Genomic DNA, 14,961 nt, shown 5'->3' on the forward strand with positions numbered 1-14,961 from the left:
ACATGGAGGAGACAATGTCAGACAGCGCCGGCCACGAGCCGCAGGATTACTCCGCGTTCGAGGGAACGCGACCAGTCAACGAGCAAGCGGGCTTCGACCAGCATGCGCTCGCCGCGTGGCTCGCCGTGCACGTCGCAGGCTTCGAGGGACCGCTCGCGATCGAGCAATTCGCAGGCGGCCAGTCCAATCCCACGTTCAAGCTGAATACGCCCGCGCGCAGTTACGTGATGCGCTCCAAACCAGGGCCCATCGCCAGGCTGCTGCCGTCTGCGCACGCGATTGAGCGCGAATATCGCGTGATGGACGCGCTCGCGCAAACCGATGTTCCCGTCGCGAAGATGGTCGCGCTCTGCGACGACGAAAGCGTGATCGGCCGCGCGTTCTACGTGATGGAATTCGTCGAGGGCCGCGTGCTGTGGGACCAGTCGCTGCCCGGCATGACGCCTTCGCAGCGCGGCGCGATCTACGACGAGATGAATCGCGTGATCGCGGCGCTGCATTCGGTCGATCCGGCCGCAGTGGGTCTCGCCGATTACGGCAAGCCGGGAAACTACTTCGAACGTCAAATCGGGCGCTGGAGCAAACAGTACGTCGCCTCCGAAACGGAGCCGATCGAAGCGATGAACCGGCTCATCGACTGGTTGCCGAAGCACATTCCGCGCGGCTCGTCGGCGGCGAGCGAACGCGTCTCGATCGTGCACGGCGACTATCGCCTCGACAACCTCATCTTCCATCCAGCCGAGCCGCGCGTGCTCGCCGTGCTCGACTGGGAACTGTCGACGCTCGGCGATCCCCTCGCCGATTTCGCCTATCACTGCATGGCGTGGCACGTCGATCCGTCGCAGTTTCGCGGCATCGCGGGGCTCGACTGGGCCGCGCTCGGCATTCCCGACGAAAAGGCGTATGTCGCGCGATATTGCGAGCGCACCGGCTTGACGATCGAAGGCGACTGGAACTTCTATCTCGCCTACAACATGTTCCGCATCGCCGCGATCCTGCAGGGGATCATGAAGCGCGTCACCGAAGGCACCGCATCGAGCGCGCAGGCCGTGGACGCCGGCCGGCGCGCGAAGCCGATGGCCGAGCTGGCCTGGCTTTATGCGCAGAAAGTCGGCGTCTGAGTGGAATCAAAGACAAGGAATCGCATGAATTTCGACTACACACCGAAGGTTCAGGAACTCCGCGAAAAACTGCTCGAATTCTTCGATGCGCACATTTATCCGAACGAGCGCGCATTCATCGACGAGATCGCGGCCAATCGCGCGAACGGCAATGCCTGGATTCCGACGCAACTCATCGAAATGCTGAAGGAAAAGGCGCGCGAGGCCGGCTTGTGGAACCTGTTCCTGCCCGCATCCGGACGCGGCGCGGGACTGACAAACCTGGAATACGCGCCGCTGTGCGAGATCATGGGCCGCGTGCCGTGGGCGCCCGAAGTGTTCAACTGCAACGCGCCCGATACGGGCAACATGGAAACCATCGAGCGCTACGGCAGCGACGAGCAAAAGCTGCAATGGCTCGAACCGCTCCTGCGCGGCGAGATCCGCTCGGCGTTTTTGATGACGGAGCCGGACGTGGCGTCGTCGGATGCGACGAACATCCAGTGCAGCATCACGCGCGATGGCGACGGCTACGTGATCAACGGCCACAAATGGTGGTCGTCGGGCGCGGGCGATCCGCGCTGCAAGGTCTACATCGTGATGGGCAAGACCGACCCCGATGCGCCGAAACACCAGCAACAGTCGATGATCCTCGTGCCCGCCGATGCGAGCGGCATCACCGTGCATCGGCCGCTCAACGTCTTCGGCTATGACGACGCACCGCACGGCCACATGGAGATCACGCTCGACAACGTGCGCGTGCCGGCTTCGAACATGCTGCTCGGCGAGGGCCGCGGCTTCGAGATCGCACAAGGCCGGCTCGGCCCCGGCCGCATTCATCATTGCATGCGGCTGATCGGACTTGCCGAGCGCGCGCTGGAACTGATGGCGAAGCGCACGCTCGCGCGCGTCGCGTTCAGCAAGCCGATTGCGCAACACGGCGTCACGCGGGAGCGCATCGCCGAGGCGCGCATCTTGATCGAGCAGGCGCGTCTGCTCACGCTGAAGGCGGCTTACATGATGGACACCGCCGGCAACAAGGGCGCGCGCGGCGAGATCGCGATGATCAAGGTGGTCGCGCCGAACGTCGCGTGCCAGGTGATCGACTGGGCGATTCAGGCGCATGGCGCGGCCGGCGTCTGCGACGACTTTCCGCTCGCGTATGCGTATGCGTCGGCGCGCACGCTGCGTCTCGCGGACGGCCCGGACGAAGTGCATCGCAATGCCATCGCGAAGCTCGAACTCTCGCGGTACATGGAGCCGCATGGCTGAACGCGTTGACCGCCGGTTCTGCACGTCGCATCGAAACATGCTCTAATTTTTCGCGCGTGAGCGGCGGCCGCGCGTATCGGGCGGCCGCCGGAATCGTCCAACGGGATTCAAGGAGCGGAAATGATCGACGTCTATAGCTGGGCCACGCCCAACGGTCACAAGATCCACATCATGCTCGAGGAGACAGGCCTCGACTACAAGGCGCACGCCGTCGACATCGGCGCGGGCGACCAGTTCGCGCCCGACTTTCTCGCGATCAGCCCGAACAACAAGATCCCGGCGATCATCGATAACGACGGCCCCGAAGGCAAGCCGCTCGCGCTGTTCGAATCGGGCGCGATCCTCGTTTATCTCGCCGAGAAGACCGGCCAGTTCCTGCCCGCCGATCCCGTCGGCCGGTACACGACGCTGCAATGGCTGATGTTCCAGATGGGCAGCATCGGACCGATGCTCGGGCAGACGCATCACTTTCGCAATTACGCGCCGCAGCAGATCGATTACGCGGTGAACCGCTATACGAACGAGGCGAAGCGGCTGTACGGCGTGATGGACAAGCAGTTGGGCGTCACCCGCTATCTCGCGGGCAACGAATACACGATCGCCGATATCGCCACGTTTCCGTGGACGCGCTCCTGGCAGAATCAGGGCATCGTGCTCGACGAATATCCGAACGTGAAGCGCTGGTTCGATTCGATCGCGCAACGGCCGGCGGTGCAACGCGGCGTCGAAGTGCTGGCGTCCCAGCGCAAGCCGTTCACGGACAAGGAAAAGGAAGTGCTGTTCGGCGCGACGCAATACGCGAAGCATTGAACCCGGCCGGACCGCGCGCTCCCACGTTCAGAAGTAGTGGCGCGTGATGAACTCCGCCACGCAGACAGGTCGCTCCGCGCCCTGCCGCTCCACCGTTACGAGCCAGATCGCCTGCACGCCGCCTTCATCGACATCGACCGTCTTCTCGATGGCGAACGTCGCGCGCAGCATCGATCCCACCGGCACCGGCGCCATGAATCGCACGCGGTTCAGGCCGTAGTTCACGCTCATTCGCGCATCGAGCGGCACAGAGCGCTGGAGCCACATCGGCACGAGCGCAAGCGTCAAAAAACCATGCGCGATGGCGCCGCCGAATGGCGATTCGCGCGCCGCGCGTTGCGGATCGACGTGAATCCACTGGTGATCGCCGGTTGCATCGGCGAACAGGTTCACGCGCGTCTGGTCGATCTCCGTCCATTCGCTCTCGTAGCTTGCGCTGCCGGTTGCCGCGTGAAAATCTGCCGCGCTGCAAAGGCGCGCGGGACTCATCGGCTCGCCGCCGGATTGCGCAGACCGAAGAGCGCTGCCGAATCGACGGTCAGCACGAGCTCGCCGTTCTGGTTGTGCGCTTCCCAGCGCGTCGCGACGATGCCGCGATCCGGCTTGCTCGCGGAGACGCGTTTGTCGAGCACGCGCACGGTGAGCCGCACCGTGTCGCCGACGCGCACCGGCTTGAGCCAGCGAATGTTGTCGAGGCCGGGCGAACCCATCGACGTGGAATCGCGCAGCATGTCGCGCACGAGAATGCCCATCATCGCGGAACAGGTGTTCCAGCCGCTCGCGACAAGCCCGCCGAAGTGCGACGCCTTGCCCGCCTCGTCGGACACATGAAACGGCTGCGGATCGTAACGCTCGGCAAACCCGACGATTTCCTCGCGCGTGAACGCATGCGCGGAAAGCGTCACCGCCGAGCCGACTTCGAAATCTTCATAGCTGTAGGTCATTCCTGGCTCCTTTTTGTTCGATGCGTCAGATGTCAGTGTCCGCGAAAGCCGGCAGCGAGGCAAAACGCGCGAGATGGTGATCGACGTCGCCGAGCGTCGTTTCGATGATCGACAGACGCTTGAACCAGTGCGCCGCCGCGACTTCGTTCGTCACGCCCATGCCGCCATGAAGCTGCACCGCCTGCTGCCCGACAAAGCGCGCGGCCTGTCCGACGCGCGCCTTCGCCGCGGAAATCGCCTGCCGATGCACATCGGGGTCGGGGCTCGCGTAGCGCGCGGCCGCGAGATAAGTGATCGAGCGCGCCTGCTCGGCGTGGATCAACATGTCGACCATGCGATGCTGCAGCGCCTGAAAGCGCGCGATCGGCGTGCCGAACTGCTGGCGGTCCTTCGTGTAGTCGACGGTTGCCGCGTTCAGCGCATCCAGTGCGCCGAGCGCTTCCGCGCAGAGCAGATAAGTCGCGTAGTCGGCGATCTGCTCGAAGGTCGCCGCGCCCGTGTGCTCATCGCCCAGGCGCGCGGCCGGGGTATCGGCGAACTTGAGCGTCGCGGCGCGCTGGCCGTCGATCGTCCGGTATTCGGTCACGTCCGCGTTCGCGGCGTCGCGTGCGATGACGAAGAGCGCGACTTCGCCGTCGAGCCGCGCCGGCACGATCCAGAAGTCGGCCTGCGCGCCGTGCTGCACGATCGATTTTTCGCCCGTCAGCACGAAGGCGTCGCCCGCGGGACGCGCCGTCGCACGGATATCGAACAGGTCGTAGCGGGCGCGCGATTCGTGGAACGCCACGGCCAGCTTGATTTCGCCTTGCGCCGCGCGTTCGAGCAGCGTGTTCCCGTGCGGCACATTCTCGCGCGCCACAAGCCGCAATGCCTCGATGCCCACGGCCGTCGCCCAATAAGGCCCGACGACGAGCGAACGCCCCAGTTCCTGCATGACGACGAGCATGTCGAAGGCGCCGCCGTCGAAACCGCCCTGCGCCTCGGGCACCGGCAGCGCGGTCAAGCCTAGCTCGGCGAACGCGCGCCAGTGCCGCTCATCGACGCCCGCCTCGGAGGCGACGATCTTCTGGCGCGCATCAAAGCCGTATTCGTTATCGAGATAGCGACGCAGCGCATCGCGAAGCTGCTGCTGTTCGTCCGTGAAATTGAAGTCCATGCGCCGCTCCTCACAGTCCCAGCATCATCTGCGCGATGATGTTCTTTTGGATTTCGTTCGAGCCGCCGTAGATCGACGTCTTGCGGAAGTTGAAGTAATACGCGGCGAGCGGCGCGGCGGCGTCGTCGCCGGCTGCGCTGTGCTCGCGCTCGCCTTCGAGATACGCCGGATCGAATGCGGCGGCCTGCGGCCCGACCGCTTCGACCATCAGTTCGGTCAGCGCCTGCTGGACTTCGGTGCCCTTGATCTTGAGCATCGACGCTTCCGGTCCCGGTCCGCGCCCTTCAGCCTCGCTCGCGACGACGCGTTGCACCGTCACTTCCAGCGCCATCAGTTCGATCTCCAGCGCGGCGATCTTCGCGGCAAACAGGGGATCGTGCAGCAGGGGCTTGCCGTTTTTCGTCTGATCGAGCGCGACGCTTTTGAGAAACACGAGTTCGCGCTTTGACTGCCCGACGCGCGCGATGCCCGTGCGCTCGTGGCCGAGCAGATATTTTGCGTAGGTCCAGCCGCGGTTCTCATCGCCGACCCGGTTTTCGACCGGCACCTTCACGTCTTCGAAGAAGACTTCGTTGACTTCGTGGTCCTCGTCGAGCGTGATAATCGGGCGCACGGTGATGCCCGGCGTCTTCATGTCGATCAGCAGGAACGAGATGCCTTCCTGCTTTTTCGCGGACGAATCGGTGCGCACGAGGCAGAACATCATGTCGGCGTGCTGGCCGAGCGTCGTCCAGGTCTTTTGGCCGTTGACGATGTAGTGATCGCCCGCGCGCTCGGCCCGCGTTCTCAGCGAGGCAAGATCGGAGCCGGAACCGGGCTCCGAGTAACCCTGACACCACCAGTCGGAGCCGTCGAGGATGCGCGGCAGATAGCGGGCCTTTTGCGCATCGGTGCCATATTTCATCAGGACCGGCGCGACCATCGACACCCCGAACGGCAATACGCCCGGCGCGCCGGCGCGGGCGCATTCCTCGTCCCAGATGTGGCGCCGCGTCGCGTCCCAGCCGGGTCCGCCGTATTTGACCGGCCACGCGATGACCGACCACCCGCGCACGCCGAGCAGTTTATGCCAGCTCGCGTAGTCGTCGCGATTGAGTCGTTTGTGATGGAGTACCTTGTCGCGCAGCTCGCGCGACAGGTTGGCTTCGAGCCAGGTGCGGATCTCGGCGCGAAAGGCGTCGTCCGCGGGGGAGTAGTTCAGGTCCATGCGCGTCTCCTGTCATGGCCGGTTCCGGCCGACCGAGAGACACCGCGACGAACGCTACTGCAGCGGTTCTTTCAATGCAGCCGGAATAGGCAGCGGCATCACGTCGATGCCTTCTTCGAGCAACGCGTGCGCGTCTTCGGGCGTGGCGACACCCCGAATATTGCGCGCCGGCGCTTCGTTGTAATGCATGCGCCGCGCTTCCTCGGCGAAACGCTCACCGACGTTCTCAGACTTTTCAAGGACCTCGCGCAAAAACCGCAGCGCACGCGCCTGGATGACGTTTGCATCGGGCTCGGCGCCCTTCGCTTGCGGCTGCGAAGGCGCGCTGTCATTCCGGCTCGACGACAAATTCAGGCGCGGCGCCGACGGCATGCGGCTTACCTCGACTGTCGAGCAGACCGGACACGCGACCAGTCCACGCGACAACTGCGATTCGAACGCTTCGGTTGAAGCAAACCAGCCTTCAAAACGATGTTCGTGGGAGCACTTTAAATCGAGGACCTTCATGCTGATCGGGAGCTTTGCTCGAGTTTATCGTAAAAACGCGTTTTGTGAACGATCGTTCGTAAAACGCGGATCGAAGACGCTGCCCGTCATAACCGGCAGGTTGGAGGGTCGATTTTAGCCCTTTGGCCTTCTCCCTGCCGGGGCGCGGCCGAAAGACAAAAAAAACGGCCAGGAAAATCGCCTGGCCGCTTCTCGTCATGCGCTCAACGGATTCATTCGCCGATCGGATCGCCCAGTTGCCACTCGCCCGACAGGACCTTCTCCACCCAGAACGCGCCGATGATCGTCTTCACGTCGCTGATACGGCCGCTCTTCACCCACTCCGCGAGTTGCGTCTGGTCGGCGATGAAGGTTTCGAGGAACTCGCCGTCGTCGAGCTTGCGCTCGCCCTCGATCAGGCCGCGCGCGAGGTAGAGATCGATGAATTCGGTCGAATACGAAATGACCGGATGGATGCGCGTCAGAAAAAACCATTCACGCGCGTCGTATCCGGTCTCTTCCCGCAGTTCGCGCTTGGCGCAAGCCAGCTCGTCCTCGTGCGGATCGATCTTGCCCGCCGGAAATTCGACCAGCACCTTGCCGATCGGATAGCGGAACTGGCGTTCGAGCAGCACGCGACCGTCGTCGAAGAGCGGGAGGATCATCACGGCGCCCGGATGCTCGACGAATTCGCGCGTCGCGTGCTTGCCGTCGGGAAGTTCGACCGTATCGCACTTCACGGTGAGGAATTTGCCTTCGTGCAGCGTGACGCTTCCGACCGTCTTTTCGATCAAGCCGTCGTCGCTGTCGGGAAAGGAGGAGTGATCAGCCATCGTGCGCCCTATGCGTAAGAGCCGCGACAGCGTGCGCTGTCAGCGGCGTTTGACGAGGTATTGAAACGTGAAGCCGGGAAACGCGAGCACGACGAACAGACTGAAGGTGATGGCGTAAAACTGCCAGCCCTGTTCGAAGCGATTGCCCGCGCGCGCTTCAAGCATAAAGCCGAGCGCGCCCACGACAAAATAGAGGACGATCAACTCGGCGATGCGGATCCAGGCGTTCTTCTTCGCCGCTCTTCGCCGTGTCGTGCCGACAGACTGATTCGCGATCCGATGCGGAATCGGCACGACGGCGAACAGACGCTGGTTCAGGAACGGAAGGTTGGCGCCCACGAGCGCCAACAACACGATAAACCAGCCCGCTGCCGACATCAGAACGAGAGCGTGTGCGTGATGGCCGTCAGACACGCCGACATCAGCGGACCCGGGACCAGGCCGAGCACGAGCACGGCGAGGCCGTTGAACGCGAGGAGGCCGCGATTCAATCCGCCGGCGACGATCGGCGATGCGTCCTGCGGTGCGTCGAAATACATCAGCTTGACGATGCGCAGGTAGTAGAACGCGCCGACCAGCGACGTCATCACGGCCAGCACGGCGAGCCATGTGAGGCCGGCGTTCATCGTCGCTTCGAGCACGGCGAGCTTCGCGTAGAAACCGACCGTCGGCGGAATGCCCGCGAGCGAGAACATCATGACCATCATCACGAATGCGAACACCGGGCTGCGCTGATTGAGGCCCTTGAAGTCGTCGAGCGTTTCCGCTTCGAAATCGCGGCGTGCCAGCAGCATCACCACGCCGAACGTGCCGAGCGTCGTCACGAGATAGATGATGCTGTAGAACATCGCCGAGCTGTACGCACCGGCCGCGCCCGTCAGCTTGCCGTCGACGACGCCCGCGAGCAGGCCAAGCAGCACGAAGCCCATGTTCGAGATCGCCGAATAGGCCAGCATCCGCTTGATGTTCTTCTGCACGATACCCGTGACGTTACCGACGATCAGCGACAGCGCCGCAAGGATCACCAGCATCTCCTGCCAGTCGACGGCGAGCGGCAACAGGCCCATCACCAGGAAGCGCAGGCCCCACGCGAACGCCGCGACCTTCGGGCCGCCGCCGGTGAGCAGGGTCATCGCGGTCGGCGCGCCCTGATAGACGTCCGGCACCCACATGTGGAACGGCACCGCGCCCATCTTGAACGCCACGCCGGCGACGACGAAGATCACGCCGAAGAGCAGCACTGCATCGTTGATATGGCCCGACGCGATCGCCTTCAGCACTTCGTTCAGTTCGAGCGAACCGGTCGCGCCGTACAGCATCGAGATGCCGTAGAGCAGGAAGCCCGATGCGAGCGCGCCGAGCACGTAATACTTCATCGCCGATTCGTTCGACTGCGGCGCATCCTTGCGCAGCGCGATCACCGCATACAGCGACAGCGACATCAGTTCGAGGCCGAGATACAGCATCAGGAAGTTGTTGCCCGAAATCATCACGCACTGGCCGAGCAGCGAAAAGAGGCCAAGCAGGAAGAAATCGCCGCGAAATAGATCGCGGTCTTCCAGATACTTCTTCGAATAGATGATCGACACCGCGTAGCCCAGGCACACCACCGCCTTCATCGCGCTCGCGAACGAATCCACGACGTACATGCGCGAGAAGAAGTAATGCGGCACCGGATCGAGGGCGACGAACGCGAACCACACGCCGACGACGAGCGTCGACACCACGGAAATCAGGTAGGTGACGCGACGGCTCGGCACGCCGAAGATCGTGTCGTTCAACCAGGCCACGACGATCGCCAGCATCAGGATCGTGTCGGGCAACAAGGCACTCATAGGGGCGTTTTGCATGATCTTTTAATTCCTCCGCACGACGTTACTGGGTGAGCGGCAGCTTCGACTGCGCGACGTGGGAGAGCAGGTTTGCCACGGATTCGTGCATCACATCGGTGAAGGGCTTCGGATACAGGCCCATGTACAGCGTAAAGATGGCGAGCACGGCAAGCATCAGGATTTCACGCTTGTTGATGTCCGTCAGCTTGGCGACGTGATCGTTCGCGATCGCGCCGAAGTGCACGCGCTTGTACATCCACAGCGTGTACGCCGCGCCGAGGATCAGCGTGAAGGTCGCGAGGAAACCGATCCAGAAGTTGTACTTCACCGCAGCCAGGATGACCATGAACTCGCCGACGAAACCAGAAGTGCCAGGCAAGCCGCAGTTCGCCATCGCGAAGAGCATCGAGAACGCGGCGAACTTCGGCATCGTGTTCACGACGCCGCCGTAATCCGCGATCTGGCGCGAGTGGACGCGGTCGTACAGCACGCCGATCGCAAGGAACATCGCGCCCGACACGAAGCCGTGCGAGATCATCTGGATGATCGCGCCTTCGACGCCGAGCTGGCTGAAGATGAAGAAACCGAGCGTGACGAAGCCCATGTGCGCGATCGACGAATACGCGACGAGCTTCTTCATGTCCGTCTGCACCAACGCGACGAGGCCGATGTAAATCACCGCGATCAGCGACAGCGTGATGACGACAGGCGAAAGGAAATGGCTCGCATCCGGCGCGATTGGCAGCGAGAAGCGCAGGAAACCATAGGCGCCCAACTTCAGCATGATCGCGGCCAGCACGACGGAGCCGCCGGTCGGCGCTTCGACGTGGGCGTCCGGCAACCACGTGTGAACCGGCCACATCGGCACCTTCACGGCGAACGCCAGGAAGAACGCGATGAACAGCAGCACCTGCGGCGTGAAACCGATCTTCGCGGCCTGCCAGGTGGCGAGGTCGAACGTGTGCGTCTGCATGTAGAGATACAGCAGCGCGATCAGCATCAGGAGCGAGCCCATCAGCGTGTACAGGAAGAACTTGAACGCCGCGTACACGCGGTTCGGTCCGCCCCACACGCCGATGATGATGTACATCGGAATCAGCGTCGCTTCGAAGAACACGTAGAACAGCATGCCATCGGCCGTGGAGAACACGCCGATCATGATGCCCGAGAGGATCAGGAACGCGGCGAAGTACTGCCCGACGCGCTCGGTGATCACTTCCCACCCGGCGATCACGACGATCACCGTGATGAGCGCGGTCAGCACGACGAACCACATCGAGATGCCGTCCACGCCGAGGTGGTACGTGATGTTGAAGCGTTCGATCCAGTTCGCCTGTTCGACGAACTGGAGGGCGGCCGTCGACGAATCGAAGCCGGTGATGAGCGGAATCGTGACGAGCAGCCCGAGGATCGAGCCGATCAGCGCGATCCAGCGCGCGGGCGCCGGGTTTTTATCGGAGCCAACCGCCAGGACCAGGAGGCCGAATACGATCGGCAACCAGATCGCGACACTGAGAATCGGAAAAGAGTGCATAGGGTCCCTCGCCTTATTTGCCGCCGAGCGTTACAAACAGGGTCAAGAGCCCCAACATGCCGATAATCATGGCGAACGCGTAGTGATAGATGTAACCGGATTGAAGGAAGCGGATCACGCCGGCAAACCAGCCGACGAACCGCGCACTGCCGTTGACGATGCCGTCGATGACGGCGACGTCGCCCTCCTTCCAGAGGCCGCGGCCGATCACGACCGCGCCCTTCGCGAAGACGACTTCGTTGATCTTGTCGAAGTAGTACTTGTTGTCGAGCAGCGTGTAGATGCCCGGGAAACGCGCGCGGATCTTGCCCGGCAGGTCCGTGCGCTTCAGATACAGGAACCAGGCGACGACCACACCCGCGAGTGCGAGCCAGACCGGCAGACCCGACACCGAGTGAACGCCCATCGCGGCCCAGCCGTGGAACTCCTCGGCCATTTCGTGCAATGCGGGGTGGTTCTCGGCGATGTAGATCACCTTGTCGAAGACCACGCCGTGCTGGAAGAAATCGCCGAACAGCATCGGACCAACCGCGATCGCGCCGATCACCACCGACGGAATCGCCAGCAGCACGAGCGGCAGCCAGACCACCCAAGGCGTTTCGTGTGGCTCGTGTGCGTGGTCGTCGTGACCGTGACCGTGAGCGTCATGCCCGTGGCCGTGGTCGTCGTGGCCGTGCGCCGCGGCTTCCGCGCCCATCGGCGATTCAGGATGCTTCGGATTACGGAAGCGCTCTTCGCCGTGGAAGACCATGAAATACATGCGGAACGAATACAGCGCCGTGACGAACACGCTCGCCACCACCGCGAAGTACGCGAAGCCCGAACCCGGCAGATGCGAGAGCTTCACCGCATCGATGATCGAGTCCTTCGAATAGAAGCCGGAGAAGAACGGCGTGCCGATCAGCGCGAGCGACCCGATCAGCGACGTGATCCACGTAATCGGCATGTACTTGCGCAGACCGCCCATGTTGCGCATGTCCTGGTCGTGGTGCATGCCCATAATGACCGAACCCGCGCCGAGGAACAGCAGCGCCTTGAAGAACGCGTGCGTCGCGAGGTGGAACACCGCCACCGGATACGCCGACACGCCGAGCGCCACCGTCATGTAGCCGAGCTGCGAGAGCGTCGAGTAAGCCACCACGCGCTTGATGTCGTTTTGCACGACGCCGAGGAAACCCATGAACAACGCCGTGATCGCGCCGATGACCGTGACGAACGAGAGCGCCGAATCCGAAAATTCGAAGAGCGGCGACATACGCGTGACCATGAAGATACCGGCCGTCACCATGGTCGCCGCGTGGATCAGCGCGGAGATCGGCGTCGGGCCTTCCATCGAATCCGGCAGCCAGACGTGCAGCGGGAATTGCGCGGACTTACCCATCGCGCCGATGAAAAGGCAGATACACGCGACAGTCAGAAGGCCCCAGTCCGTGCCCGGGAAGCTCATGCCCGCGAGCTTCGTGCCTTGCGCGAACACATCGCCGTAGTTCAGCGACCCGCCGAACGCCAGCAACAAGCCGATACCGAGCAGGAATCCGAAGTCGCCGACGCGGTTCACGATGAACGCCTTCATGTTCGCGTAGATCGCGCTTTCGCGGGTGTAGTAGAAGCCGATCAGCAGGTACGACACGAGACCCACCGCTTCCCAGCCGAAGAAGAGCTGCAGGAAGTTGTTGCTCATCACGAGCATCAGCATCGAGAACGTGAAGAGCGAGATGTACGAGAAGAAACGCTCGTAACCGTCGTCCTCGGCCATGTAGCCGATCGTGTAGATGTGCACCATCAGCGAGACGAAGGTCACGATGACCATCATCATCGCCGTCAGCGAGTCGACGAGAAAGCCGACTTCCATCTTCAGCGAGCCGACGTTCATCCATTCGTAGATGGTGGCGTTGAAGCTCGCGCCTTGCATCACCTGCAAGAAGACCATCGCGGAGAGCACGAAGGAAATCGCGACGCCGAGAATGGTGACGCGGTGCGAGCCCTTGCGCCCTACCGCTTTCCCGGCGAGCCCGGCGATCAGCGAACCGACTAGCGGTGCCAGCGGAATCGCGAGCAGCAGGTTTTCATTGAGTGTCGTGGACATAACAGCCTAGCCTGAATTTAACCTTTGAGCTGATCGAGATCCTCGACGTTGATCGTGTCGAGGCTGCGGAACAGGGTCACCAGAATCGCGAGACCGATCGCCGCTTCGGCGGCGGCCACGGTCAGGACGAAGAACACGAAGATCTGGCCGTGCACGTCGCCGAGATAGTGCGAGAAGGCGACGAAATTGGTGTTCACCGCGAGCAGCATCAGCTCGATCGCCATCAGGATGATGATCACGTTGCGGCGGTTCAGGAAAATCCCGACGATGCTGATCGCGAACAGGATCGCGCCGAGCACGAGGTAATGGGCAAGACTCAACATTTTCTTTCTCTCCTTCTCGCTCAGCCCTTGTTGTCGACCGTGCCCGCACCGACGTTGCCGGTGACGGGAGGATTGGTCGTCGCGTCGGGCGCTTCCGTTTCCGACTTCATCTTGACGATACGAACGCGATCCGACGCGCGCACCTTGACCTGCTCGCTCACCGTCTGACGCTTGTTGTCCTTCTTCTCGCGGATGGTCAGCGCAACGGCCGCGATGATCGCCACCAGCAGGATCAGACCCGCGATTTCGAACGCGAAGATGTAGTCCGTATAGATGACCTTGCCGATCAGTCCGGTGTTCGACATCACCGCGCCGCCGCCGACACCGGCGCCCGCCGTGACATCGTGCACGGGCGCAACCGTCGCGCCGTAGCCGTGCCAGAGAATCAGCGCGGTCTCGATGATGATGATCGCCCCGACGATGCTCGCGATCGGCACGAACTTCCTGAAGTCGCGATGCAGTTCGTCGAGATTGATGTCGAGCATCATGACTACGAACAGGAACAGCACCATCACGGCGCCGACGTAGACCAGAACCAGCAGGATCGCGAGGAATTCGGCCTGGAGCAGCATCCAGATCGCGGCCGCGTTGAAGAACGCGAGCACGAGAAACAGCGCGGATGCCACCGGGTTGCGCGAAGTGATCACCTTCAGCGCCGACACGGTCAAGAGCAGCGCGAAGATATAGAACAGTACGGTCGTGAATTCCATGATTACCGGTTCATCGTTAGGCCATCATCAGGCATTGTGTTTGGACACGGGCGCTTCGCTTCTTTCTTGCTTCGTCGCGATGCTTCGAACGTGCAGGTGCGGACTCGGCGCGCGTGCCGGAACAGCAGGTATTCGATTCGAGCGGGGACTCGTTTTGATTCTTCCCCGCTCCGCATCATCAACGGTAAGGCGCGTCCGCCGCCTTCGATGCCGCGATTTCCGTTTCGTAACGGTCGCCGACAGCCAGCAGCATGTCCTTCGTGAAATACAGGTCGCCGCGCTTCTCGCCGTGGTACTCGAGAATGTGCGTTTCGACGATCGAATCGACCGGGCAGCTTTCCTCGCAGAAGCCGCAGAAGATGCACTTGGTCAGATCGATGTCATAGCGCGTCGTGCGGCGCGTGTTGTCGGCGCGCGTTTCGGATTCGATCGTGATCGCGAGCGCCGGGCACACGGCTTCGCACAGCTTGCACGCGATACAACGCTCTTCGCCGTTCTCGTAGCGGCGCAGTGCGTGCAAGCCGCGAAAGCGCGGGGAGATCGGCGTCTTCTCTTCCGGGAACTGCACGGTGATCTTGCGCTGGAACGTATAGCGTCCCGTCAGCGCGAGGCCCTTGAGCAGTTCGGTCAGAAAGAAGGTCTTAAAAAAATTCTGAATTGCGGTCATG

General features: G+C 62.5%; 16 protein-coding genes. 3 read left to right on the forward strand and 13 right to left on the reverse strand.

Going from position 1 to position 14,961, the window contains the following annotated elements:
* The first annotated feature begins 14 nt into the window (after positions 1 to 14).
* The 3 genes from QCE48_RS09265 to QCE48_RS09275 all read left to right on the forward strand — a co-directional run bounded on the left by QCE48_RS09265 (position 15) and on the right by QCE48_RS09275 (position 3,182).
* A complete protein-coding gene (locus QCE48_RS09265) occupies positions 15 to 1,121 on the forward strand; it encodes a phosphotransferase (protein ID WP_309788111.1) in 1,107 nt (368 codons plus the stop codon).
* A 24-nt stretch (positions 1,122 to 1,145) separates the two neighbouring features.
* Entirely contained in the window at positions 1,146 to 2,372 is a 1,227-nt protein-coding gene (locus QCE48_RS09270; RefSeq protein ID WP_309788110.1) for an acyl-CoA dehydrogenase family protein, read from the forward strand.
* A gap of 120 nt (positions 2,373 to 2,492) precedes the next feature.
* A complete protein-coding gene (locus tag QCE48_RS09275; protein WP_309788109.1) occupies positions 2,493 to 3,182 on the forward strand; it encodes a glutathione binding-like protein in 690 nt (229 codons plus the stop codon).
* 27 nt (positions 3,183 to 3,209) lie between these two features.
* Here QCE48_RS09275 and QCE48_RS09280 read toward each other — a convergent pair whose 3' ends face one another.
* The 13 genes from QCE48_RS09280 to nuoI all read right to left on the reverse strand — a co-directional run bounded on the left by QCE48_RS09280 (position 3,210) and on the right by nuoI (position 14,960).
* Positions 3,210 to 3,671 (reverse strand): MaoC family dehydratase, encoded by a 462-nt coding sequence (locus QCE48_RS09280; RefSeq protein WP_309788108.1) that lies wholly within the window; start codon positions 3,669 to 3,671, stop codon positions 3,210 to 3,212.
* Positions 3,668 to 4,126: a MaoC family dehydratase gene (locus QCE48_RS09285; protein WP_309788107.1), complete on the reverse strand. Its 459-nt coding sequence runs from the start codon at positions 4,124 to 4,126 to the stop codon at positions 3,668 to 3,670. Before QCE48_RS09285 ends, QCE48_RS09280 begins: the two co-directional genes overlap by 4 nt.
* A gap of 25 nt (positions 4,127 to 4,151) precedes the next feature.
* Positions 4,152 to 5,282, reverse strand: coding sequence for an acyl-CoA dehydrogenase (locus QCE48_RS09290; RefSeq protein ID WP_309788106.1), 1,131 nt, complete (start codon positions 5,280 to 5,282; stop codon positions 4,152 to 4,154).
* A 10-nt stretch (positions 5,283 to 5,292) separates the two neighbouring features.
* Entirely contained in the window at positions 5,293 to 6,489 is a 1,197-nt protein-coding gene (locus QCE48_RS09295) for an acyl-CoA dehydrogenase family protein (RefSeq protein WP_309788105.1), read from the reverse strand.
* Positions 6,490 to 6,543: 54 nt separating this feature from the next.
* Complete coding sequence (locus tag QCE48_RS09300; protein WP_309788104.1) at positions 6,544 to 6,996, reverse strand: DUF1178 family protein; 453 nt, start codon at positions 6,994 to 6,996, stop codon at positions 6,544 to 6,546.
* Positions 6,997 to 7,208: 212 nt separating this feature from the next.
* Complete coding sequence (locus QCE48_RS09305; RefSeq protein ID WP_309788103.1) at positions 7,209 to 7,808, reverse strand: NUDIX hydrolase; 600 nt, start codon at positions 7,806 to 7,808, stop codon at positions 7,209 to 7,211.
* Positions 7,809 to 7,847: 39 nt separating this feature from the next.
* A complete protein-coding gene (locus QCE48_RS09310; protein ID WP_309788102.1) occupies positions 7,848 to 8,186 on the reverse strand; it encodes a DUF2818 family protein in 339 nt (112 codons plus the stop codon).
* Positions 8,186 to 9,658, reverse strand: a complete 1,473-nt coding sequence (nuoN, locus tag QCE48_RS09315) for an NADH-quinone oxidoreductase subunit NuoN (RefSeq protein WP_309788101.1) — start codon at positions 9,656 to 9,658, stop codon at positions 8,186 to 8,188. The genes QCE48_RS09310 and nuoN overlap by 1 nt, the downstream gene beginning before the upstream one ends.
* Before the next feature lie 25 nt (positions 9,659 to 9,683).
* A complete protein-coding gene (locus tag QCE48_RS09320) occupies positions 9,684 to 11,174 on the reverse strand; it encodes an NADH-quinone oxidoreductase subunit M (protein ID WP_116567486.1) in 1,491 nt (496 codons plus the stop codon).
* Positions 11,175 to 11,187: 13 nt separating this feature from the next.
* Entirely contained in the window at positions 11,188 to 13,260 is a 2,073-nt protein-coding gene (gene nuoL, locus QCE48_RS09325) for an NADH-quinone oxidoreductase subunit L (RefSeq protein WP_309788100.1), read from the reverse strand.
* 17 nt (positions 13,261 to 13,277) lie between these two features.
* A complete protein-coding gene (nuoK, locus tag QCE48_RS09330; protein WP_007588140.1) occupies positions 13,278 to 13,583 on the reverse strand; it encodes an NADH-quinone oxidoreductase subunit NuoK in 306 nt (101 codons plus the stop codon).
* Between the two features lie 20 nt (positions 13,584 to 13,603).
* Entirely contained in the window at positions 13,604 to 14,293 is a 690-nt protein-coding gene (locus tag QCE48_RS09335) for an NADH-quinone oxidoreductase subunit J (protein ID WP_309788099.1), read from the reverse strand.
* Positions 14,294 to 14,471: 178 nt separating this feature from the next.
* Positions 14,472 to 14,960, reverse strand: a complete 489-nt coding sequence (gene nuoI, locus QCE48_RS09340) for an NADH-quinone oxidoreductase subunit NuoI (RefSeq protein ID WP_062637266.1) — start codon at positions 14,958 to 14,960, stop codon at positions 14,472 to 14,474.
* Between the last annotated feature and the right edge of the window lies 1 nt (position 14,961).

The organism is Caballeronia sp. LZ024, from assembly GCF_031451455.1.
GTDB lineage: Bacteria > Pseudomonadota > Gammaproteobacteria > Burkholderiales > Burkholderiaceae > Caballeronia > Caballeronia telluris.

Excerpts from the sequence above, each read along its gene's own strand:
- QCE48_RS09265 (WP_309788111.1), top strand. The coding sequence starts at position 15 with ATGTCAGACAGCGCCGGCCACGAGCCGCAGGATTACTCCGCGTTCGAG.
- QCE48_RS09270 (WP_309788110.1), top strand. The coding sequence starts at position 1,146 with ATGAATTTCGACTACACACCGAAGGTTCAGGAACTCCGCGAAAAACTG.
- QCE48_RS09275 (WP_309788109.1), top strand. The coding sequence starts at position 2,493 with ATGATCGACGTCTATAGCTGGGCCACGCCCAACGGTCACAAGATCCAC.
- QCE48_RS09280 (WP_309788108.1), bottom strand. The coding sequence starts at position 3,671 with ATGAGTCCCGCGCGCCTTTGCAGCGCGGCAGATTTTCACGCGGCAACC.
- QCE48_RS09285 (WP_309788107.1), bottom strand. The coding sequence starts at position 4,126 with ATGACCTACAGCTATGAAGATTTCGAAGTCGGCTCGGCGGTGACGCTT.
- QCE48_RS09290 (WP_309788106.1), bottom strand. The coding sequence starts at position 5,282 with ATGGACTTCAATTTCACGGACGAACAGCAGCAGCTTCGCGATGCGCTG.
- QCE48_RS09295 (WP_309788105.1), bottom strand. The coding sequence starts at position 6,489 with ATGGACCTGAACTACTCCCCCGCGGACGACGCCTTTCGCGCCGAGATC.
- QCE48_RS09300 (WP_309788104.1), bottom strand. The coding sequence starts at position 6,996 with ATGAAGGTCCTCGATTTAAAGTGCTCCCACGAACATCGTTTTGAAGGC.
- QCE48_RS09305 (WP_309788103.1), bottom strand. The coding sequence starts at position 7,808 with ATGGCTGATCACTCCTCCTTTCCCGACAGCGACGACGGCTTGATCGAA.
- QCE48_RS09310 (WP_309788102.1), bottom strand. The coding sequence starts at position 8,186 with ATGTCGGCAGCGGGCTGGTTTATCGTGTTGTTGGCGCTCGTGGGCGCC.
- nuoN (WP_309788101.1), bottom strand. The coding sequence starts at position 9,658 with ATGCAAAACGCCCCTATGAGTGCCTTGTTGCCCGACACGATCCTGATG.
- QCE48_RS09320 (WP_116567486.1), bottom strand. The coding sequence starts at position 11,174 with ATGCACTCTTTTCCGATTCTCAGTGTCGCGATCTGGTTGCCGATCGTA.
- nuoL (WP_309788100.1), bottom strand. The coding sequence starts at position 13,260 with ATGTCCACGACACTCAATGAAAACCTGCTGCTCGCGATTCCGCTGGCA.
- nuoK (WP_007588140.1), bottom strand. The coding sequence starts at position 13,583 with ATGTTGAGTCTTGCCCATTACCTCGTGCTCGGCGCGATCCTGTTCGCG.
- QCE48_RS09335 (WP_309788099.1), bottom strand. The coding sequence starts at position 14,293 with ATGGAATTCACGACCGTACTGTTCTATATCTTCGCGCTGCTCTTGACC.
- nuoI (WP_062637266.1), bottom strand. The coding sequence starts at position 14,960 with ATGACCGCAATTCAGAATTTTTTTAAGACCTTCTTTCTGACCGAACTG.